Source organism: Butyricicoccus pullicaecorum DSM 23266, assembly GCF_900167005.1.
In the GTDB taxonomy this organism is placed as follows: Bacteria; Bacillota; Clostridia; order Oscillospirales; family Butyricicoccaceae; genus Butyricicoccus; species Butyricicoccus pullicaecorum.
The window spans coordinates 116993-138958 of sequence record NZ_FUXW01000001.1 but is presented as its reverse complement, the minus strand read 5'-3'; the positions used below and the strand labels follow the sequence as shown (position 1 = coordinate 138958).

The 21966-nt window shown below is 37.5% G+C and carries 24 protein-coding genes; 22 read left to right on the top strand and 2 right to left on the bottom strand.

Annotated features, from left to right (window positions below; genetic code table 11):
* Positions 1 to 32: 32 nt before the first annotated feature.
* On the top strand, positions 33 to 1442 hold the full coding sequence (locus B5D52_RS00745) for a relaxase/mobilization nuclease domain-containing protein (RefSeq protein WP_016147863.1): 1410 nt from the start codon (positions 33 to 35) through the stop codon (positions 1440 to 1442).
* 53 nt (positions 1443 to 1495) lie between these two features.
* Here the strand turns inward: B5D52_RS00745 and B5D52_RS00740 are convergent, their stop codons facing one another.
* Both B5D52_RS00740 and B5D52_RS00735 read right to left on the bottom strand, forming a co-directional pair.
* The gene (locus tag B5D52_RS00740) at positions 1496 to 2005 is read right to left on the bottom strand and encodes a hypothetical protein (RefSeq protein ID WP_016147864.1); all 510 of its coding nucleotides are present in this window, start codon (positions 2003 to 2005) and stop codon (positions 1496 to 1498) included.
* A 26-nt stretch (positions 2006 to 2031) separates the two neighbouring features.
* The gene (locus B5D52_RS00735) at positions 2032 to 2502 is read right to left on the bottom strand and encodes a hypothetical protein (protein ID WP_016147865.1); all 471 of its coding nucleotides are present in this window, start codon (positions 2500 to 2502) and stop codon (positions 2032 to 2034) included.
* Between the two features lie 172 nt (positions 2503 to 2674).
* Here B5D52_RS00735 and B5D52_RS00730 point away from each other — a divergent pair, with 172 nt between their 5' ends.
* From B5D52_RS00730 to B5D52_RS00630, 21 genes are all read left to right on the top strand, one after another.
* Complete coding sequence (locus tag B5D52_RS00730; RefSeq protein WP_040332539.1) at positions 2675 to 2983, top strand: helix-turn-helix domain-containing protein; 309 nt, start codon at positions 2675 to 2677, stop codon at positions 2981 to 2983.
* A gap of 333 nt (positions 2984 to 3316) precedes the next feature.
* Positions 3317 to 3553, top strand: a complete 237-nt coding sequence (locus tag B5D52_RS00725) for a helix-turn-helix domain-containing protein (protein WP_016147867.1) — start codon at positions 3317 to 3319, stop codon at positions 3551 to 3553.
* A 74-nt stretch (positions 3554 to 3627) separates the two neighbouring features.
* A complete protein-coding gene (locus tag B5D52_RS00720) occupies positions 3628 to 4356 on the top strand; it encodes a hypothetical protein (RefSeq protein WP_016147868.1) in 729 nt (242 codons plus the stop codon).
* 74 nt (positions 4357 to 4430) lie between these two features.
* Entirely contained in the window at positions 4431 to 4829 is a 399-nt protein-coding gene (locus B5D52_RS00715) for a hypothetical protein (RefSeq protein ID WP_040332540.1), read from the top strand.
* Between the two features lie 52 nt (positions 4830 to 4881).
* Positions 4882 to 5895, top strand: a complete 1014-nt coding sequence (locus B5D52_RS00710; RefSeq protein ID WP_016147869.1) for a M48 family metallopeptidase — start codon at positions 4882 to 4884, stop codon at positions 5893 to 5895.
* Between the two features lie 14 nt (positions 5896 to 5909).
* The gene (locus tag B5D52_RS00705) at positions 5910 to 7586 is read left to right on the top strand and encodes a hypothetical protein (protein ID WP_016147870.1); all 1677 of its coding nucleotides are present in this window, start codon (positions 5910 to 5912) and stop codon (positions 7584 to 7586) included.
* A gap of 23 nt (positions 7587 to 7609) precedes the next feature.
* On the top strand, positions 7610 to 9745 hold the full coding sequence (locus B5D52_RS00700) for a dynamin family protein (protein WP_016147871.1): 2136 nt from the start codon (positions 7610 to 7612) through the stop codon (positions 9743 to 9745).
* 32 nt (positions 9746 to 9777) lie between these two features.
* On the top strand, positions 9778 to 10296 hold the full coding sequence (locus B5D52_RS00695; RefSeq protein WP_016147872.1) for a hypothetical protein: 519 nt from the start codon (positions 9778 to 9780) through the stop codon (positions 10294 to 10296).
* 226 nt (positions 10297 to 10522) lie between these two features.
* On the top strand, positions 10523 to 12103 hold the full coding sequence (locus tag B5D52_RS00690; protein ID WP_159446494.1) for a dynamin family protein: 1581 nt from the start codon (positions 10523 to 10525) through the stop codon (positions 12101 to 12103).
* 130 nt (positions 12104 to 12233) lie between these two features.
* Positions 12234 to 12791, top strand: coding sequence for a hypothetical protein (locus B5D52_RS00685; protein WP_016147874.1), 558 nt, complete (start codon positions 12234 to 12236; stop codon positions 12789 to 12791).
* Between the two features lie 13 nt (positions 12792 to 12804).
* On the top strand, positions 12805 to 13137 hold the full coding sequence (locus tag B5D52_RS00680; protein WP_016147875.1) for a hypothetical protein: 333 nt from the start codon (positions 12805 to 12807) through the stop codon (positions 13135 to 13137).
* A gap of 58 nt (positions 13138 to 13195) precedes the next feature.
* Positions 13196 to 13822, top strand: coding sequence for an HD domain-containing protein (locus B5D52_RS00675; RefSeq protein ID WP_016147876.1), 627 nt, complete (start codon positions 13196 to 13198; stop codon positions 13820 to 13822).
* A gap of 3 nt (positions 13823 to 13825) precedes the next feature.
* Entirely contained in the window at positions 13826 to 14326 is a 501-nt protein-coding gene (locus tag B5D52_RS00670; protein ID WP_016147877.1) for a hypothetical protein, read from the top strand.
* Positions 14327 to 14376: 50 nt separating this feature from the next.
* Positions 14377 to 14805, top strand: a complete 429-nt coding sequence (locus B5D52_RS00665) for a DUF1810 domain-containing protein (RefSeq protein ID WP_016147878.1) — start codon at positions 14377 to 14379, stop codon at positions 14803 to 14805.
* A 46-nt stretch (positions 14806 to 14851) separates the two neighbouring features.
* Positions 14852 to 15448: a hypothetical protein gene (locus B5D52_RS00660; protein ID WP_016147879.1), complete on the top strand. Its 597-nt coding sequence runs from the start codon at positions 14852 to 14854 to the stop codon at positions 15446 to 15448.
* A gap of 74 nt (positions 15449 to 15522) precedes the next feature.
* The gene (locus B5D52_RS16425) at positions 15523 to 16524 is read left to right on the top strand and encodes a macro domain-containing protein (RefSeq protein ID WP_016147880.1); all 1002 of its coding nucleotides are present in this window, start codon (positions 15523 to 15525) and stop codon (positions 16522 to 16524) included.
* Between the two features lie 15 nt (positions 16525 to 16539).
* Positions 16540 to 17340 carry a metallophosphoesterase family protein gene (locus B5D52_RS00650; protein WP_016147881.1) on the top strand — a complete coding sequence of 267 codons (801 nt, stop codon included), beginning with the start codon at positions 16540 to 16542 and terminating at the stop codon, positions 17338 to 17340.
* Between the two features lie 23 nt (positions 17341 to 17363).
* On the top strand, positions 17364 to 18569 hold the full coding sequence (locus tag B5D52_RS00645) for a macro domain-containing protein (protein WP_016147882.1): 1206 nt from the start codon (positions 17364 to 17366) through the stop codon (positions 18567 to 18569).
* Between the two features lie 126 nt (positions 18570 to 18695).
* On the top strand, positions 18696 to 19955 hold the full coding sequence (locus B5D52_RS00640; protein WP_159446493.1) for a leucine-rich repeat domain-containing protein: 1260 nt from the start codon (positions 18696 to 18698) through the stop codon (positions 19953 to 19955).
* 53 nt (positions 19956 to 20008) lie between these two features.
* Positions 20009 to 21154, top strand: coding sequence for a hypothetical protein (locus B5D52_RS00635; RefSeq protein ID WP_016147884.1), 1146 nt, complete (start codon positions 20009 to 20011; stop codon positions 21152 to 21154).
* Entirely contained in the window at positions 21114 to 21917 is an 804-nt protein-coding gene (locus B5D52_RS00630) for an EcsC family protein (protein ID WP_016147885.1), read from the top strand. Before B5D52_RS00635 ends, B5D52_RS00630 begins: the two co-directional genes overlap by 41 nt.
* Positions 21918 to 21966: the final 49 nt, after the last annotated feature.

Sequence of the window (21966 nt, the reverse complement as noted above, 5' to 3'; positions counted from 1 at the left end):
GCTTGCGGGCATTTTGAGAGGATGGTGAACCAATGGCGGCAACAAGATTGATCGCCCTTCATATTAACAAGGGTAAAACGGTAGCACAGTGTCTGGCAGATCGTACTGATTATTCCCAAAATGCTGCGAAAACAGAAGATGGAAAATATATCAGTTCTTATGAATGCGATCCTAAAACAGCCGATGAAGAATTTCTTCTGACAAAGAGGCAATATCAACATATCACCGGCAGACAGCAGAAAAATAACATCATTGCCTATCAGATACGCCAGTCATTTAAGCCGGGAGAGATTACTCCAGAAGAAGCCAACCAGGTCGGATATGAAACAGCAATGCGTTGGACAAAAGGAAAACACGCCTTTATCGTGGCGACACATATTGATCGTTCCCATATCCACAACCACATCATTTATAACTCGACTTCTTTGGACTGTACCCGTAAATTCAAGAATTTTTTCCTTTCCGGGCTTGCGGTTCAGCGATTAAGCGATATGGTTTGTATTGAGCATGGATTATCAATCATAGAGCCAAAGCCATACCGGGAACGGATCAAGAGAACGACATTTCCCAGAAAGCGTACCAAGCGTGATGAGTTGTGTGCGGCAATCGACCAGATATTAAAAAAGAAACCAAAAGATTTTTCCGATTTTGTTCTTCAGCTTTCAGAGCTTGGGTATGAATTTAAGGATGGAAAGCAACCGGCTTTCCGGCATAGTGGGGAGAAGCGATTTATTCGTCTGCGCTCTCTTGGAGAGGGATACAGTCAGGAGGATATAATTGCAATTCTGTCCGGTAAGTCTGTTCAGAAAGCATCCAGAGCAAGCAACCAGGTTCATACTCAAAGAGAGTTTAATCTGCTGATAGATATTCAGGCGAAGATGGCAGAAGGTAAATCAGCGGGATACGAGCGGTGGGCAAAAAAATATAACCGCAAAGAAGCTGCCAGGACAGTTTGCCTTTTGAAAGAAAAAGGTATCGGTAATTATGAAGAATTGACTGCTTTGACAGAGCAGCTCAGCCACCGATTTGCGGAGCTATCCGATACGATTAAAGCCAATGAAAAAAGAATGGTTGAGATTGGAGCATTACAGACACACATCAACAACTATTCCAGAACCCGTCCGGTATATGAAGCTTATCGAAAATCTGGATATAGCAGAAAGTTCTTTGAAGAACATCGAGAAGAAATTCAGCTTCATAAAGCTGCCAAGCAGGCATTTGACCAGCTGCCGGATAAGAAAGTTCCGTCCAGAAAAACCTTAAACGAGGAGTTCTATCGGTTGTCAGCAGAGAAGAAAAAAGCCTATGCTGAGTATCGACAAGTCCGAAAAGATATGCAGGAATATCTGACTGCAAAACAGACTGTGGAGCATATTCTGGGCATTGACAGGAAGAAACGAGAAGAAAAAGAAAAGCAGCGAGAAGAAGAAAATCGACAGTAGAATAGAAACAGCCATAGGCAGCCCTGTTCCTGGGTTAGCCTATGGCTTCTTTTTTATTTTTCGTATGGTTCTGCACTTTCAGCCATTTTAATGATTTCTTCATCAGCGATTGTTTGCGGATTATATTCCAGAACATAGCTGACTTCCGGAGAATCCGTCCAGCATAAATAGCCACGACTCTTTGTTTTATAAAGTGCGGCATCCCAGTCCTGAATTTTCATTTGTTCACAGCTGTTGGCGGATTCAGGGTTAAAAAGAACGTTGAGGGCATCTATATTCAGACCGGTTATCTCGTTGGGATCAGCCTCGTAATAGGTGGTTTTGAGGATATGGTAATTGATATTTGCATCTTCTTTTCCGTTGCCGTACACCAAAGTTGCCGCCACTTCTGTTTTGGATTGTTTCTTGAAGTCATCACCTAAAGCGTTTTCTACCCGCTGTACCATTTCATCAACATCAGATGATGCGGTATCCGCTGGCTTTAATTTTACCAACCAAAATGCAACTGCAATCAATAAAATCACTACAATAACTGGAATAAATAAATTTCGTTTTTTCCCCATGGTTCCTCCTGCCTCTTACTGACTGGCTATTCTTCAGCAGCCAGATTGATAAATTTTTTCCCTGATTTTTGGACATACCCAAAGGTCTGATATGCTCCGCCGGAAGGATGCTCTACATACAAAATCACTAAGTCAGAGCGGTCTACCATTACCCGGTTTCGGATTTGAAAAGCAGATTTGTAGTGTGTCGTTGCCGCCTGTTCGCAAATCTCAATCTCGTCATAATAGTCACGAAATGAATCTTCATTATCACGAAATTCGGCGGTCGGATACGGCATGACCCAGATCAAAGCACTATTATCGTCCCGAATTCTTCTTTTGCATCTGCGTATGGTTGAGGATACGAGCTGGTCGAATTCACCGTCACGTCCGACCAGAAATTCAATATATTCTTCTCGTTTTAACAAAGAGCTAATAATTTCCTCTAACTGTGATTCTATGTGAAGTGGATTGTCGATTTGCCTGTGTCCGAAAAAGCTGACCGAAAATATATTCATAAAATCTCCTCCGCAGGAAAGATTAGTAATGTAATCACCAATGATTTTCTATATTCATAATTATACTACCAATTAAAAGGAGAAGAAAGCATAAATTGACTTTAGTATTACCAATGTCGTCTCCTGATTCGTAATAAAATAATTATGGAAGGGAGGAGATGTAGTGGTTGATATGCCATACGAAGATTTTATCCGCACTCGCATTACGGAATTGCGTATTGCAAAAGATGTTTCTGAACACCGGATGAGTTTGGATTTAGGAAAAAGCGGTTCTTATATTCGTGGAGTAACCAGTGGTGCGGCTTTACCCTCACTTAGAGAACTTTTCAATATCATGTCGTATTTTGATATGACACCTTCAGAGTTTTTTGCACCATTGGAGAATAATGACACTCCCTATCGTAAGCTCTGCGAACAGCTGCGGATGCTCAGTGATGAAGATTTAGAGAAAATCTCTACTTTTATAAACTGGATCACATAATATATGGGTATAAAAAATTAACCTGAGTAGTTTTATGGCTACTCAGGTTTTCTGTTTTAATACTATCAATCAAAGAAGATGGAGGCATAAATTAATTTTATATCACATCGCAGGAGTCTAAATTTAGGGAATAGTCGTTCGTACATCTATTGAACAAAGAGTTGTGCAGCTCTGTCTATGACATATATTTCTAAATACTTCTAAATGAATTGTATAAACGCAAAAAGAATATCAAGAACACACGAAACTTTTTTAGAATGCGCTTATCTTTCGTTGAATTGTGTAGAAAAAAGTGGTATAATACTAAAGAAATCATAATTTTAGAGGTGGCAAATGGAAGTTAGTTATAAAAAATTATGGGTCATGCTTGCAAATAGAGAAATGAGTAAAGCGGAATTGAGAAAATTAGCAGGGATCTCCCCTGCAACTTTTACCAAACTTCGACGAAATCAAGAAGTTTCGCTATCCGTATTGCTTAAAATAGCAGACGTGTTAGATTGCGATGCGGGGGATATAATAAGTTTTATTAAGGAAAATAAGCGTGAGGAATGTAATGGTTATAAAGAGTAGGTATCATTTCATTTCTTACCATAATACAAGGGTGTGAAATAATTTAGAATACACGTTAATGGGGGATAGGGAAAATGGTTAATGGCGATATATATAAACAAATAGAAGAACATATAAGAGGAAGAAAGTTTGATCAAAGCAATGCGATTAAGATTCAAGAGGTTAAGGCGCAGGTTTATAGTTTAATTAATGGGAACAGGACTCAATTAAAAAACGTATATGGCCTTGGCTGCTTTATAACCGATTCCACTATGATGTCTGATTCAGAATTATTGTTGGCAATCTTGAAAAATTGTGATGAAGAGGTGCTTTTAGGTTTAGAAATAGAGTTTGGGAAGAAATCAAAAATATCCGAAATAATAAGAGAAAAGATACTTAATATTTCCGCCCCCAAAAATGAAAATACTGAAGAGACAATTACAACTTTGGAAAGCATGTTAAAGGAAAGCGAAAAAGTTAATAACAAGTTGTACTCGCTCGTTTGTAAATATATGGACGAGAGGGGATTTCAAAGCGATGCGGAATTTTATAATTCTATTTTTATGTCTCGTCAGAATTTTGCCCGAATACGGAATAAAGCAGCTAATATTGGCAAGGAAACAGTGTTGTGGATAATATGTGGATTGGGATTGAATTATATACAAGCTTATCAAGTTCTTAGTGCAGCGGGTTATATGTTTAAACCAAATGATAAGAGAGATGTTATTATTTCATACATTACGAAGAATATTGAGGGGTATGATCTTGACTTGGTAAATGAAGTGTTGTACCACTTTGGATTAAGAACTTTTTTTGATAACTAATATTGTAAATAGATAATTGACGTATCCGTACTCTGTATATGCTAAACTTAATCCGTAAAGGAGATGATTTTAGTGTGAACAGAATTATTCTTATTAGAGATTGCGCTTTGGATAAAAAAGGGAAAAAGTATATTAAAGCTACCATACCCTACAATGGCAATATAGTTAATGCTAGTGAAACAATAGTTTCAGGTGTTATAGTTTCAAGTGTTTATGAAGAATACTGCGATATAACGGAATTGCTGATGAATCAAATTGTAGCTTCTGCAATGCTTGATGTTTCAATGAAGAATATTTATATTGTAGATTCTAATACCTTACAGAATCCTAATAAAACATATTCCTCGAAGACAATTCGGTACTTTGTGAGAAAAAGAAAAGAAAATGGTGACATTTTTCTATTTGTTGGGAATAATAGAACATCTCGATTGATTGCAAAGTTATGGGGATTTAAACAGGTGCACTTGTTATAAAATGTAAATAAAGAACAGTATTTAAATGAACATAAAAGGGGGAGAATCGAGATTGAATAGAAAACCTCATATTCAATCATTGTCAGAATTCAAAAGAGGGATAAGTAAGGACTTAATTTGCACTAATGATCAGGTTCAACATAATGTTAGGAGTGATACTGGTCTGATAAACACATTATCTCCTCTAAAAAATGGAAATAATTCATCGGTGAGCATTTCTTCCAGAAACAACATCTTGAACTTTGCCCACCCTGTCGATGCCGCTATTATCAAAACATTGGATAATCCGGCTATCAACACAATATTTAATAAAATAGTTCAAACGGGTATCGATGCAACATGGGGATTATCGTTAGCTACAGGTATTCATGTTGGACCGAATACATATCCGGAACTATACAAGATTGTTATTGAGTGTGCCGATAAGCTTGGAATACCTATTCCTTATGTGGTTATTTCCGATCAGATAAAGGGAATAAATGCGTGTACTGCGGGAACGAATCAGTTTTCGTTTATTGCGATAAGTAGTATGCTTCCACTGATAATGAATATAGAAGAACTGAAATTCATAATCGGTCACGAATGTGGGCATTTGGCATTGGGACACGTTGTGTATCACACTGCTATCAATATGGTTGGTTCTGTTAGTGAATTGCTTCCGATTGTGGGGGATGTAATTTCAAAAACAATCACATTTCCCCTGAATGCTTGGAGTAGACGATCTGAAATATCCGCTGATAGAGCCGGACTTATTTGCTGTGAAGACATTGAAATTGCAGCAAAAAGCTTACTAAAATTAGAGGCTGGATTACTTAATATTGACGAAATTGACATTGATACTTATGTAAATGAAAGCAATACTGTGTTGCAAAATACCATGTTAGGAAAATTTGGTGAAATAACCATGTCTCACCCAATTATTCCTAAAAGAATTAAGGCGTTACAACTTTTTAGTAACTCGATTGTATATATAAAGGCATTGGGTATCAAGTCGGAAGCATCGAATTCATTATTGACAGAGGAAAGACTGTCTGCTGAAACAGAAAAAATTATTGAAATTATGTAGGAGGTAATTTATTCATGAACGAGCGGAAAATGGATGAACTCATAGCTAATGTTGACTCAGTTTTAAATAAAAGTAAAGCTAGTAGTTCACCGAACCAAGATAAAATCAATCTTTTTATTTTAGGACAACCACATCACAATTTGTTTAAACTCATCTTTGAATCATGTTCTTTTACTCCAAAGAACACACTGGAGGGTTACTTTGTAAAAGCATATAAATGTGATATTTATTATGGAGATTCTGAAAGACTGTATCATTTGGATAGCAGCGAAAAGAAGGAAGTTGACTATTCATATGTGACAAATGTTCTATCAACATTCGATAATGTCATTAACAACTTGAGGTTTGAATACACAACAAATCAAGTATGGGCTAAAGACATCAATATTCACTTAATTGTTTCAGATAATGATTATGCCGATGTTGATTGGAATTTTATCAATAAAAATGCAGATTATGTCCTTTTTTCACTTTCGGCAACAGCATTGTTGTCTATGTGTGAAAGAAAAATTTTGCGTACCATTTTATTACCCAATATGGGTAATGAATTAGGTATCTTATTAACAAACGACAACATGATTTTATCAGATGATAGAGGGTTTATAGAGACTTCTTTGACAAAGGTGTTTGGAGACTATTCTTCCCCTATCTTCCGTTTCCCTGATGTAGATGAAGAAAGATTGGCGTATTTTTTGAAAGAGTTGCCCCAAAAATCTGCGAAACTAATCGAGAAAAGGCAAAAAAGAGCAAGAAAAATTGAATTAAATGAGCTTTTAACAGAGCTTAAACTTCAAATTGAAGTTCTTTCATCTGATAATGAAAAATTGGACGATGCAATTGAATTACTCAGTGAGAAGTTGCAGAAGTTGCCGGATCGGAAAGAATCAGCATTTCGTAGAGCAAGAATGAAGTATACATCTAAACTGCGAATTGAGTTGTCCGAAGCTGTTTCAGTTTTCCATCAGGAATTTAACGAAGCTTTAGAAAAGGAAATAGCTTCAAACAATGATGTGCAAGAATTGGAAGCTATCATTCCTAACTATATTAAGAAACAATGGGAAAGTGAAGCTAATGTTTTGTTTGATCGTGTACAGTCATATTCTGAATCCATTGGAATTGAATTAAAAGATTATATCAATGATGATATTATTTCGTATATTGCCGATGGCATTTCAGAAGATTTTGCAAACTATGTTTTTGGCTTGACAAAAATGTATATGAAAAAGCAACCTAAGAGTAATGGACCCGTTATTCAAGTCAAAAGCTTTGATTTTGAGTTGCCGAAAGACAATTCTAAATTGAAGAAATATGGTGTTGTGGCATCTGGCGTCGCACTGGTAATGTTATCTCATCCGATTGTTGGAATTGCTGTCGCTGTCCTTGGGTCAAAAAAAGTAGAAAAAGAAAGCGAAAAGAAATTTGTTTCTACTAATAAACAGGCTTTACTGGATGCTTCATACAGGATGTGTAGTGATTATCACAGTGAAATGGATTTATGGATAGATCAAATGATCAAGTTTATTGAAAGTCATTTTGAACAATGTATAGCCGAATGCTATCATCAAGTTATTGACATGATGATAGAAGCAGTAAAAAATAAACAGCAAGATTTTTCAAGCCATGATGAAGAATTGGGCGAGTTAAATCGGTTAAAGAATCAAATCGAAGCAGAAATAAATGAGGCAAATTAGACAAATTGAGGGAGGAAATGGAAATGGCATTTATTAATCAAGAAACAAAAAACAAACTGGAAGCCATTGCAAAAAACATGAGAAACTATGCTGTTCTCGTTGATGAACCGACAAAAAAAGGTGATGTCGGTATGGGAATGCCCACGGAAGCTAAGATCTTCCGTGAAAATGCTGATGATGTCCAGAACGGTGTTTTCAAAGTGCTCGTTATGGGTAAATTCAAAAACGGAAAGAGCACATTCATCAATGCCCTTGTCGGCAAAGTAATGATGGCTGCTCGTGCCACTGCTTGCACCGCTGTAATCGCTACTGTAGAATATGGTAACGATACAGACAATGTAAAGGTTGTATATTCCGACTCGTCTGATTCTAAAAAAATGACACTTCGCCAGTTTACTGATGAATTTGCTCTTTCAGAAGAAGACCAGCAATATATTGAAGATGGCGGTCGGCTTGACAGGTTCGCAAATGTGTCTCATGTAGAAATGCAGAGTAGGGATGAAATCTTTGCTGATGGTGTCAGACTCATTGACTCTCCCGGTCTTGAAGAGGCAACAGCTCGAACTAGGGCTACAAATGAATTTGTACCGAAAGCTAATGCCATTATCTTTACACTTTCTGCAACGAGTCTGTTCTCCTCTGCCGAAAAAGAATATATTGCAGCAAATTTTGCTGGAAAGAGTATGCGCAATGTATTCTTTGTTGTCAACCGAATTGATAATTTGACAGAAGGGCAGCTTGAAGCAAGTGTTATGCCTTCTGTCCGCATGGGATTGGCAGACGTATTTACTGATCAAAACGGACGCTTTGACGATGTTTTATATAGCAAGCGTGTTTTCTTTACCAATGCGTATGGCGCTCTGTGTGCACGAACTGGCGAGCAATATAAGATTATTCTTGGTAAGAAAGAGGTACCTGTAGATATTGATATTGAAGATACTGGTATGTTGGAGTTTGAAAATTCCCTGCGTGAATTTTTGAACTCTCCTGACAGAATCAACGCTACATTTAATTCAACACTGCAAAATATGGCAAATACATATCAGTTGGCATCAAGAAGTGTGGAAGCTGCAAAAATTGTGCGAAGTCAAAGTAAAGAAGAACGACAGATTAATGCAGCGAAAGCACAAAAGAGATTGGATGAAGCAATGCAGGATGTTGAGCACATCAAGAGCGTTGTTAGAACATCAGCCACCACAATTGCCAATAAAACATATCTGGACTTGCTTTCATTTGTGCAGAATGATATTCCACGTGAATTTGCCGCAATCGCTTCAGGTGAAGCAAAAAGAGTCAAGTTTGGTATGGGACAAATGTTAAAACTTGCAACTGCTAACCTTTTTAGAAAAAGTGAAAAGATAGAAGAAGTATATCAGCCTTTTTTAGAATCGGTTCAAAATTACACTAAGTCTCAGTTGCAAAATTGGAATGATAGAGTTCCTACCGTTATTGACCAAGACATCCAAGACATGGAAGCCGAACTTGATACGAAAATCTCTGATTTTGCATCAAATCTTGTGGCGGCTGAGAATATGTTTACATACGGTACAGAAAAAGGTGCAGGACACGGTAATGACGAGGGTTTGAAGACTGGAATTCAAAATATCATTGCTTTTGTAGGCAATCGTGACTATAGCTTTATGATCGAAAACACGGCAAAGGGTGGTACGGATTGGATGACCTTTGCTAAGCGTTTTGCTGCACAGGCAGGTATTGACATAGCCCTTGCAGTACTAACCGGAGGTTTGTTTATTCCTCTTAAACTGTTCCTTGAAGTTGTCAGTACGGGATATCGTGCAAACAGAATGGCTAATGACATTATTATAAACCTTGGTAATGAGGCTTTTGCTGGTCTTTTAGCAAATATAAAAGAAAGAGAAGTTGAATTCAAGGAACAAATTATTTCTGAGTTTGATAATCGTGGTATAGAGATTGCTGCTGCCGCAAGTGGATTGGCAAATGATTATCAGAAGAGTATGGACAAACTCCTCAATGAAAATAAAATGAGTGATGCCGAGATGAAGGCTGAAAACGAACGTGCTGATTCTACACTTGCTCAAATGCGAGATTGTATTGATGCCATTCATAAAGAGCTTTATGGACACACGCCCACAGAAGAAGAGTTTTTGAAATTGGCGAGAAACGAAAAAAAGAAATAATATTCCTCAATTAGGATTTGGGAGGTCAAGAAATGACACTTGAACAAGAGTTTCAAAAGCAGTGGACAAGCTTAAGCAACTATTTGAATTCTGAAATTATAAAAGCAAATAACGGAGATGTTGATTGGAACAGAATTCAGTCATTGTTTGAAAACGAAAAAAGGAAGTGGTTTTTGCCTGGGCAGTACAATAACGCCTGGTTTGAAAAATTGAAAAGAACCGACCCTGAAGTTGCTCAAAAGTTTGAAGACGCTCTTAAAAGTATAAAAATCAAATTAATTCAACAGGAAATCAAGAGTTCTCCGGTTATTGTAGTCGGAGCAGTAGTCATCGGGGTAGTTTTGGGGTTTGGCGCAGGTAAGATCTTTATGCCAACTTTATTATCCACTCTGATATGCACGATTGGAGGCGGAGTGATCGGAGTCGCTATTGGAGCAACTATATGGTCTAAAAAGAAAAACGAAGCACTTGAAGCACTTTGCTCGACCTTTTTAGAGCATCTTAACGAAGAGGGTGAAGTACTTGCCCGTATAATTTCCGGGGTAAATTAAAGTGGTGCAACAAAGGGCAAGCCTACCAGCTTGCCCTTTGTTTATAATAGGCTCCAATTGTAAATGAGTAGTTTACATGTTTTATATTAATATATTGTAGAATAAGGACAGTAATACATGGTTGTGGTGGTATTGTTACTATTCCGTTTAACCATATCCAGATAATCTATTAGAAAGGAGCAATGATATACTGTAGCAATGGTATATCACGGATGCAGATATGAACATGAAACCATCGGTACAGGCGGCTGTAAAAAATGGTGAATTATTAAACAAAAAAATTATTGCCAGATGCCAAGAAGTTGACGATACAATTAAAGCAATAACTCTTGCTTACGATCAGCCAGTCAGTGAAAAGTGTTCTTTTGTTATTTCTTTTGTTGGAAGGTTCAAAACTGGAAAATCATCTTTAATCAATGCCTTGATAGGCACTGAAATATTACCTACAAAAGCAACAACTGCGACATCAGTGGTAACAAGAGTTTTTTATGGAAAGATTCCGAAGTGTTGGCTAAGAACAAAAGACACAGATCAAGAGATTAGTATTGAGGAAGGAAAAGACATTATTCTTACTTATAAGGTCACGGATGTACAAAATCCAGTTGAGGTCATCTTTGAGTTGCCGATACCATGGATTAAGGGAAATATAGAGTTAAGAGATACCCCTGGAATGGATGATAGTTCACAAGATGGTAAATTAGAAACAATTGCGTTAAATGCTTTAAGAGATACAGATTTGTGCATTTGCGTTTACGATGCAAGCACAATGATTAGTGAAAAGGAGAGAGAAAGAACCCAGGCTATACATAAGATGATGTCTGGCAACCTTGTTTACGCTGTTAATTGCACAAATAGACTTAATTCTATTGAAAGTGTAAATCAGGTTGAGCAACTTGCAGAAAGCTTCTTTGGTGCCTTGCACTATTCGATACCTGGAATGGGGAAATATTATTTAATGTGTTCTGCACCCAAAATGACAGAATTGGATGGCTTTGATAAATGGCTTCAAAATTTTGTCAGCCAAAAGAATTTACCGATGCTTAATAAAGTAAGAAAAAAAACGGGCAATGGACAAGTTGTATTTTATCGGGAGGAATTTTCCGTTGAGGCAAGTAACTATGTTGAGCAAATAAAGCAACAAATTATTTATTTGAGTGGTATGCACGAAGAGGTTCTGAGACAGATGCAGAGAGCAAACACTCAGGCTGCACAAGCTGAAGTTGCCGAGTTTAATCGAAGGGTTAGCAACTTGGAAAATGTCTTTACTGAGATTACCTCCAGTTTCATCGGAAAAATACAAGAATGTAAAAACAAAGGAAACGATTATGAAGATAGTACCAAATCAGTAACTCAGGAGTATTTTGTTGAACGATATAAATCAATTATTGGCAATTACGGAAGTTATTTTTCTAAGAATGATGTTCAATTTATTAGACAAGCATTCCAAAGCGTTTCTTTTCCCGGTCTCCATAAAAAATCAGTTAAGGCTACAAGTGGAGAAAAAAATGGCTGGACAATTGCAGGTACGGTGATTGGAACTATTATTGCTCCAGGTGTCGGAAGTGTGATTGGTGCAGCGTTAGGAAGAGGAATTGGCGCATCGGATACTATAGTTGACGACTCTGTGGATAACACGATGAGTTTTATCAGAAATACGATTGTTCCGTTGATGAAAAGAACTATCAATAGTAGGATTTCCACAGTGAATAGAGAGATTAAAAACAAGGGAAATCGGGAATGCCATAGTGGTTTAGAAACTCTAATTTCTGAAACGATTTCTATACAGCGGATGCTCAGTCAATATTGATATCTGACACTTTTACTTACATCTTAAAACGGTAGATTGCAATCTGTTTCAAAGATGTAAATGAGGAGTTGACACACTTTATATTTCCTCCTGATAAAATCATAGCATCAAACAAAGGAGGTTGGGGTATATGTTAACAGTTAATAAGTCATCAAAATCCTATGCAATTATCGAACAAAAAGCAGGCAGCAATCTCGCTATGCAAGGCCTTTCCGGATTGCTCGGGTTTCCTTTTACAACGATTGCCGATGTGGGGGCAGTTTTTACCCATTATGGTCCGATGATTAACGATATTCGTAAAATCTATGAACTGCCTGAGATCAATACAAAGGCTCTCCGACCTATTCTTGAAGGTTGTAGCGAAGAAATTTTATCAGATTTGCTGTTCGATAAGATTGGCGGTCAAATCCCAATTTTAGGAATTCCTTTTAATATGATGTGTGCAAAAGCAATGACTTGGAGATTAGGGATTCTCTTTACTATGTTGGCTGCAAGAGGACAGGAAGTAAATGTAGAGAATACAAGAAACGCTACTATTCTTATTCGAAAGATTTTTCCTCAAACGAAGACGTTCTCTTTTTCCAAACCTTCCATTGTTATATTTGAAAAATTGGTAAACACAATGGAGGATGAAACTGTCGAGGACTTTAATAGTAAGGTTATGAAAATTCTGAATAATCTAGACTGAGAGGAGTACAAAAATGATTGAGCTTAAAATTCAACTGGATGATATTGACTATAGCGGTATTGCAGAGCTGGCAATGCCTGTCGTAAAGGAGAAACTAGGTGAAAATGGCGGTTTTTTCGGTGGACTTATTGGTAATCATGTTCCAGAGTCGGCACTTAACGGAGCATTCAATGGTTTTCTCAAATTTCTCTCACCAGAACAAAGGGATGATATTGCTTTGAGCCTTATTAATAAATATGAGGATAAAATCGTAAAGTTACTTCAAAACACCGCTTCTGATAAAGGCGTAAAAATTACTGTTAAATCTTTATCTGCGAACAAAGCAGATAAAAAAGAGACACTATAATTTTATTGGAGCATCATAAATATACAAAACATTTTCAACAGGGGTAGGAGGAGATGGAATGGGGAAATCGGTATTTAACCCTGAAAAGATGTATACTTACATCAAAGGATTCGCTACTGCTCTGCATATGGAGCAAACTTTGAAAGCACTATCCTATGCAAGAGAAAAGCATCAGGGGCAATTCAGAAAAAGCGGTGATCCGTACATTGTACATCCACTGACAATGGCTTGTGATGCCTTGAGTATGGGAATCAAAGATGATAATACGATTGCCACTATTCTGCTCCACGATGTGTGTGAGGATTGCGGTGTTTTGCCCGAAGAGCTTCCTGTGAACGAGGATGTTCGGCGTGGCGTGCAGCTCATGACTTTTATCGTAATGGAGGGAGAAACGAAGGAGATGGCTAAGAAGCGGTACTATAACATGCTTATCCAGAGTAAGGAAGCTGTTATCACTAAGCTCATCGACCGCTGTCATAATGTTTCCAGCATGGCAGGCACATTCTCTGTTGAAAAACTGAAATCTTACATAGCTGAAACAAGAACTTATATTCTGCCTTTGCTGAGAAAAGCAAAGGATTGTTATCCCGAGGAATCAGACAGGTTATTTACGTTGAAATATCATATTACCAGTGTTGTTGATGCGATTGACTTGACTATGCAAGCCTACGAAAGAAAGGATTAACTTATGGAAATGAAATGTAAAAAATGTGGGTATAAATATGTATCGGCACCGGATCGTTATTGTGTTAACTGCGGGTATCACTTCGACTATATTGAGAGAGAAGAAACACTGGATATTCAGACAATGAAACAAATGCCAAATCTCCTTTACATCCGCACAGGAATGTGCGCTATTTGTGAAAAGGGTGAAACAAGAAAAGGGTTGCACGCTTACGCAAGTATTACAAACAAAGGGGTTCTTATTGAGGTGTTTGAAAAATTCCAGTATGGCTTCCTTGCGAATAAGAAGTGGAGGTTTAAAGAAAACCCCCGCATTTTGTTACCGTATGACCAACTGGAAATCATTCGTGGCGATTATAATGGAAAACAGGTATGTTACTATTGCTATAAGACACCTCAAGCAGGTGAATTAAGACTGAATTTCAATGCAGATGGGAGCATTTCCAGCAAGTTCAATTTAAATGAGGAAATGAAAATCCTGGCAGAAAAATTTATGTCGTTATAGATTATACATATGTATCCAGATAAAAAATAATGGTCTTGGAGGGGAAAAACATGGACTATTATTTGGAAAGATTTCTTAAAGCGCAGGAGCACAGTTATAATGCAGCTCTACAGGAAATTAAAAGTGGTTGTAAGCAAACACATTGGATGTGGTACATCTTCCCACAGCTTAAAGAACTCGGTCGTAGCTCAACAGCTCAATATTATGGTATAAAAGATCTCGAAGAAGCAAAACAGTACCTTGCGCATCCCGTTCTCGGAGCCAGGTTGAAAGAGATCAGTGAAGCATTGCTCACACTTAATACAGATAATCCATATAGCGTTATGGGAAGTATTGATGCATTAAAATTGTGTTCGTCAATGACTCTATTCGCAGAAATCGAAGGATATGATTCTGTCTTTGGAAAAGTGATTTTCAAATTTTATAGTGGAAAACGTGATATTAAGACAATCGAAATATTATACAGCAATCATAACTGAAAAGCATGGACTAAGAGAAGGAGCTTCATAAAAGGAGGGGTGGATTATGGGTCGAATAATTGATTTCATTGAACATTTATCAGAACAGGCGAATAACCAGAAAAAAGTCAGGATTGCCGAAGCGTGTAAAACTGGCGATGCAATGGCCATGTACGAAATGGCATATATGATGCGGAGCCAGTGTAATCCAGAGGAAATTGAACTTTTGGAACGGTATGAGGATGAGCCTTCACAGGAGAATGCTGAGAAGCTATCTACACGGAAAAACCTGAGTTTAATGGCAAAAGCCTATATGATGTGGGCAGTTCGAGCTGCTTTGTACGGTTCTGCGGATGCAGCAGAATTGATTGAGAAGTGTTCACTTTATAAGAAACTAGCCTATATCCCCTATGATATGTTTACCGGAAAAAGTAAAGATTACATAAGTATTTGGAAGAGTACTGTCCTTTATGAGATTGGCTTTATCGATGTACCGCAGGAGTATGAAGAATGCTGCTTGTCTTATGACGCAGATAAAAGAATTTATGATCTGCACTATTTGAGCGATTATGAACCACCAGACGAGTACGGATTTGGAGCAGAATGGGAGTATGACGATATCTATTTTGACGAATTTTTTTGCCGCCTGTCAGAAAAGCCTTAACTCTAACACAGAAAAAGCAAAATTCACCAATTAAAGTGACCCCGTTGACTGCATCCTGCAAGGAGGGAGTCATAATGAATTTTTATGAGATTCCATGCGATGAAATCGGCTACTTTCGTGAAGAATATGACTTCCTGAGTAATTTTTATCCAACGAAGGTATTATTTGATGGTATTATATACTACAATTCGGAAGCGGCTTATCAAGCACAGAAATGTTTACAACAAACAGACAAAGAGCAGTTTGCGCTTTTATCTGCCGATGAAGCTAAAAGACTTGGAAAAAAGGTAGAGATGCGACCGGACTGGGACGATGTAAAATTTAAGATCATGAAACGAGTTGTGTATGAAAAATTTACACAAAATCCAACACTTGCACAAGACTTGTTGGATACAGGGGATCGAATATTAAAAGAGGGAAACTACTGGAAAGATTTATATTGGGGTGTGGATTTAAAAACTGGTGAAGGTGAAAATAATCTCGGTAAAATTCTCATGTCTTTAAGAGATTATATCCGACAAAACGGAATATCTGATGTATCCTCCTGTTATCATTCTTTATCGGGTCCGTTTGATGGGATATGGATCAGCGATCAGGACATTACACTGTCAGGGTGTGAATGTATCGTTAACGCTACCAATGAGGTGTTGTTCGGCAGTGGTGGTATTGACGGTGCAATCTATCGTGCAGCTGGTCAGGAATTAAGGGAAGAATGCGCCACACTCGGCGGATGTCGAGTGGGCGAGGCAAAATTAACGAAGGGATACCGATTGAAAGCGAAGTATATTATCCATACAGTCGGTCCCAGATATCCCTCTGAGAATTGTCGTGAAAATTTAGCAAAATGTTATGCGGCAAGCTTGGATTTGGCGAGAAAGTATGACATTCACAGCATTGCGTTCCCGTCAATCTCCACTGGAAAATTTAGTTATCCAAAAAAGGAAGCTAGTGAGATTGCTGTAAAATCTGTACATACCTGGATAACGGAAAATGATGATTATGATATTAAAGTTGTCTTTTCCTGTGTTGATCCTAAACTATATGAGTTGCTTTATACAAGGTTGTGCTGCCTATAGAAAGAATGTGTATTTATGATAAACGCAAAAATTGGTCTGATCAGTGATTTGCATTTATATAAAAAGACCACTAACATTGAGCGAGCACTTTCAAAACTTCATGACATCGAACTGCTCTTGATAGTTGGAGATATTGCAGATCGAGCAGAAGAAAAACAATACGATATGTTGCTCACATTATTAAAAGAGCAATTTAATGATGCGGCAGTTTATTGTGTGAGCGGAAATCACGATAATCCTGCAAGAGATGATACGAATTACAGGTTGTTTGAGAGAAAAGTAAATAATGAATATCCTTCGCTTATTGATGATTGTGGAGCGTTTTATAAATGTATCAATGAACATATTGATTTGATCGGATTGAATCCTACATATTGTCAAAAGCAATTCTTCTTTCCAGACAAGGGTCGTCAGTTGGAATTTTTACAACAAAGTCTCAACAGAAGCTCCTGTAATTATCATATTATAATGTGTCACCCCCCTCTCATTTTGCATAATCCCCAGAGAACAACAGATATGACACCCTACATTGTGGCGGAACAGGATAAGCGATTTCAAGGAATACTCGATATGAATAGAAATGTAATATTAGTATCAGGGCATACCCACCTCTCTCCTACTGTAGAGTTTGATGATACACACAACAACATGTATATTAACGATGGAAGCATTTGTCCCACAGTTCAGAAAGATGGTAGCGGCAAAATTCAGCAAGGAAATGTGATTTTACTTGAGATATGCAGCGAGGGGCTGTTTATAACAGTAAAAGGGGTTCATACAGACAAAATTTTTATGGAAAAGTTTGTGGGGATTTAAAATAAGCGTTTCTGGAGGTAAATATGGAAGAAAACAGAGCTTTTTTTGCACCAGAATTCAAATTTCGAATTATCAATGAAGATATCAACAGATCCGATTGCCAATGTATCGTAAGAGAGCTTAATCAAGCAGCGAATTTTCAAGAGGAGGATGGAAAACTAATTAGAGAATATGTTAGTGGTTGCACCCTTATCAAAAATTCCTGTGAAAAACCAGACTATATCATAAACACAGCCGCACCTTATTATGAAATGGAAGATGAAGACTCATTGTTAGAAAATTGCTATTTAAGTTGTCTGGAGATAGCAAATGAGAATCACATTCATAGCATTGCGTTCCCTTTGCTCTCGACTGGTACGCACGGTTATCCAATCTATGAAGCCGTTCCGATTGCATTTTTTGCTGCTCGTAAATGGCGATATGCACATTGGAATAGCCCTATGGAAGTAATTTTTTGTTGTGAAGAACAGATTGCTTTCGATATGATGTGTCTGCACCTCAAAGTATGGCAAAAACTTTATGCAGGATTTCTAAGCGAATACCTCCCTGAATGCCGCATGAAAGTGATCCGACAAGATATTACAAATCTGGAATGCGAGTGTATTGTAAATTCTGCTAACACTAAACTGGCTGTTAGTGGTGGATTAAATGGTGTGATTCATAGAGCGGCAGGGTCGGCACTTCAAGAGGAATGTCAAAAGCTGAATGGATGTCGGATCGGCGAAGCTAAAATTACAAGAGGCTATCATCTGAAGGCTAAGTATGTAATTCACACTGTCGGACCTGCCTATGGAACACCTGATGCAGAAGGATTGCTGAAAAAATGCTATTACAATTGTTTGGAAGTTGCCAGAGAAAATGATATCCATAGTATTGCTTTTCCGATGATTTCAACCGGAAAATTTGCTTTTCCTAAAGCTGCTGCGGCTAAAATTGCTTTTACATCAGTTCTTGACTGGCAGAAAAAGAATTACTGCTACAATATGGAAATTGTGTTTTGCTGCTTCGAACCAGATTCTTTTGATTTCATATCTAGACATTTACATAATTGGAAATATAACGATGAAAACCGGCGAAGCGAGACACAAGGACTTGTTTTCCACTGTCAAAAGTTGCAATTTTACCCGGAAGATGAAAAACTTATGGCGGAAATGTCTGTAAGAGAGCGGATTGAATATAGACGTAAGCTCAAAGATATGGGAAGATATATTGTTTTGGAGGAGAAATAAACGCATAGGTAATTGCATGATACCTTTGGAAAATCCATCTGGACGCAGGAAAAGACGAAAATAGCTCAATGAGAGTATTGAGTTTGCGAAAAGAATTTGAAAATACTTGAGGAGTGAGAAATGAATATGAAACCAGTTATCATAATGGGGCATCTTATTATTCCTTCCGGAACTGAGCAAATTTATCCACGTACTTATGAAGGGAATATGCGCATTCGCTCTGTAATTGTACCAGAAAGTGTTAAAACCATTGGAGTGCGTGCCTTCGCCAATTGTAAAAATTTAACCAGCATCACACTATGCGAGGGCATTGAAACCATAGAATCCAATGCTTTTACTGGCTGCACTAAATTAAAAAGTATCCAGCTTCCTGCCAGCATCAAACAGATCACGGGTTGGGCTTTTTACGACAGTGGATTGCAGAAACCGGTTTTGAGTGCAGATGGTCGTATTCTGGTTTGTTGCCCTCAGGCTGCTGCGGGGACGGAATATAGTGTTCCTAAAAGTGTTCGGGAAATCGAAATGCAGGCATTTGTAGAACTGCATAATCTGCAACGGGTAATCTTGCCGGAAGGATTACAGGTTATTCGAGAAAGAGCGTTTATTGCCTGTGGTTTTGAGTCCGTATCATTACCTAAAAGTATAAAGCATATTGAAGCAGGAGCATTTTATGATTGCGAAAAACTAAAAGACGTAACTGGATTGCAAAAAAGTGATCCGGTGGAATATGCAGATGAATTTTGGCGGATACAGGGAAAACGATTAACTATGCCATGCGGGACGGATCAGCCACAGATACGCCATTGGGACGAATCAGAATTCCAGAGTATTGCCCGAAGGTGTGCAGAAGCTGATGCCTCAGCTATGTATCAAATGAAGGAATATTTCTACCATAAATCACTGCAATATCCGGACGTGATCTTTTATGCAAGGGCAGCAAACTTTTGGCTGTATCGTGCTTATCAATATGGAAATCAAGAAGCAAAAATGTTTTTAGCAAAATGGGTTGATGCTCATCCAGGACAACGACTTCGTACTGTGAGATTATCAAACAGTCTTGGTGGAACATTGCAAGGATATTTGCTGAATGCCATGGGATTTTTGGATTTCGAGGAAGAACGTGAGTATACCCTCCATTGCGTGGACAAAGAAGGTCTTGTTCTCGTTGACAGCTACGAAAGCGAAGATGGTCCCGACGAAGATGGCTATGGGAGTGAAATATATTATGACTGGTGGTTCGTTGATGATTGTTTAAACTTCATTCCGGGAGCACCGATTCTTCACAGTTATTCTTCAAATGATATGAGGAGCAAAAGTGCGGAACAAAAACTTTCCGACATACATGAACAGACAGTAAAGCTGAGGAAACGAAAAATTGTCGAATAGATTGGAAGTTAATATTATCTGATTTTTGATAGAAAAGGGTTGGTAATAGTAGAATGATTGGTTTTATTCATACGAATGAGCATAATGTACCAAAATACTATATAGGTATTATTTTATGCTCGATTTTAAGCGTATCTATTTACATTTGGAGTCTCTTAAGTGCTTCGGAAAACGTTTCCTTTTTTAACCGTGATGTTGGGTTCTACTATATATTCAAATACCTTTATCTGGCAGTATTCGGTGTGTTGGGGAATTTGCTTTATAAAAATAAAGTTAAAACAAAATATTGGGGGATTGCTGCGATTGGTGCATTAATTCTTTATTGTTTTATCATAAACAACCTGTTTTGCTATGATTATTTATATGCTATTAAAGAATTATGTCTTTCTTTGTGGTCGGTATTTACCTATTTATTTGGTAGCAAAATTATTAGAATCAATCGAGATAAAGGCAAAACTCAATATATACTTGGAATGGGAATTTATTTTGCGCTGCTTACACTTGCTATTTTCTTAATTGAAAATATGCTCATTCCCTCAGAGTTTTATCGGCGAGATTCTGTTGAAATGATTTTTATGTTTGTTATTGGAATTGCCTCGTGGCGTATAATAGAAAAGCAGCATTGTATAGAGAAAAGCATTTTAGAACTCAGCATGTTTTCCGCATTAAGTTTTCTAGCAATATTTTGGAAGCATGAAAGAATATCGAATATCATAAGTAGCCTGATAAATCCTATCTCGTCCGTCCCTATAGATAATTTGCATACTGATAATTGGATCGGATATCGTATGAGTTTGGCTTGGAATGCCTGGTTTGGCGATATGTCTCCTTTTTTAGATGATACATTTTACGTCAACGTAGATAACTGTTCGTTCTTTTGGATTAAATACCAAAAAGGTTGGTTGCCGTTTATCGTTGCTTTTTTAGCAGGAATACTTTTACTATACTTTGTTGCAAGAATTTCAAGGAGCAGCAACATCAGGAAAAACTCCTTTGCACAGATCCTTTTGGTATCCATCTTTTCTCTTTGTGCATTAGGATATTTAGCAGAGCTGTTTTTGATAACATCCACAGATATTGGCGCATTGCTTCTGCGGAACCCAGGGGAAATATTACTGCTATGGATGTTGTTTGGTTTCGCTTTAGGAGATGACAAATATGAAGTCGAGAGCAATCGAAAGAGAATTGCTAAAGATTAAAAAGAGAGAAAACCAGATATTAAAAAAGGCAACAAATAAAGATAATCCGTTATGGAAAACAAAGTTGGAAGAAAAGATTCCTGATAAGGTCATCATTGGCTTGGAAAAGATGTTCTGCAAAGCATTCTCTCTTATTTTTGAAAATGGAAATATGCTTATTGAAAAAACATATGATAAAGAATCGTTTGAGAAAGACTTTAAGATTAAAGATTACGCAATAGATCTGAAAGGCGGTAAACGAGAAATCAAAAACATGAAAAGAGATGCGGCTATGGGGAATACACTGAACATGGCTTTTTCAACAGCGGAGGGTATTATTTTAGGAGCACTTGGTATTGGTCTGCCGGATATCGTTATTTGGGTTGTGGTTCTGCTTCGAGGTGTTTATGAAACAGCACTTAAATATGGATTTGATTATGCATCGCCTGTAGAGAAGATGTTTATATTAATGATGTTGGAAACATCTATGTCAACAGGAATAAATTGGAGTGAGCTAAATACAAAAGTTAATGACTTTATTGAACAGGAGACAATAGTAAATCCAACAGAAGAAGAAATACGAAGACAAATCCAATCAACTTCTAACACCTTTGCAACGGATATGCTGGTGATGAAATTCATACAGGGATTACCTGTGATAGGTATTGTTGGTGGTGCAATGAACCCAGTGTACTATGGCAGAATTATGTCATATGTACAATTGAAATATCGAAAAAGATATTTGGAAGGAAAGGTGAAAAACTATGATAGAAAATTATTTTGATTGGGTTGTAGATATGAATGAAGTGAGAATGAATAAACAAGAATAGAGT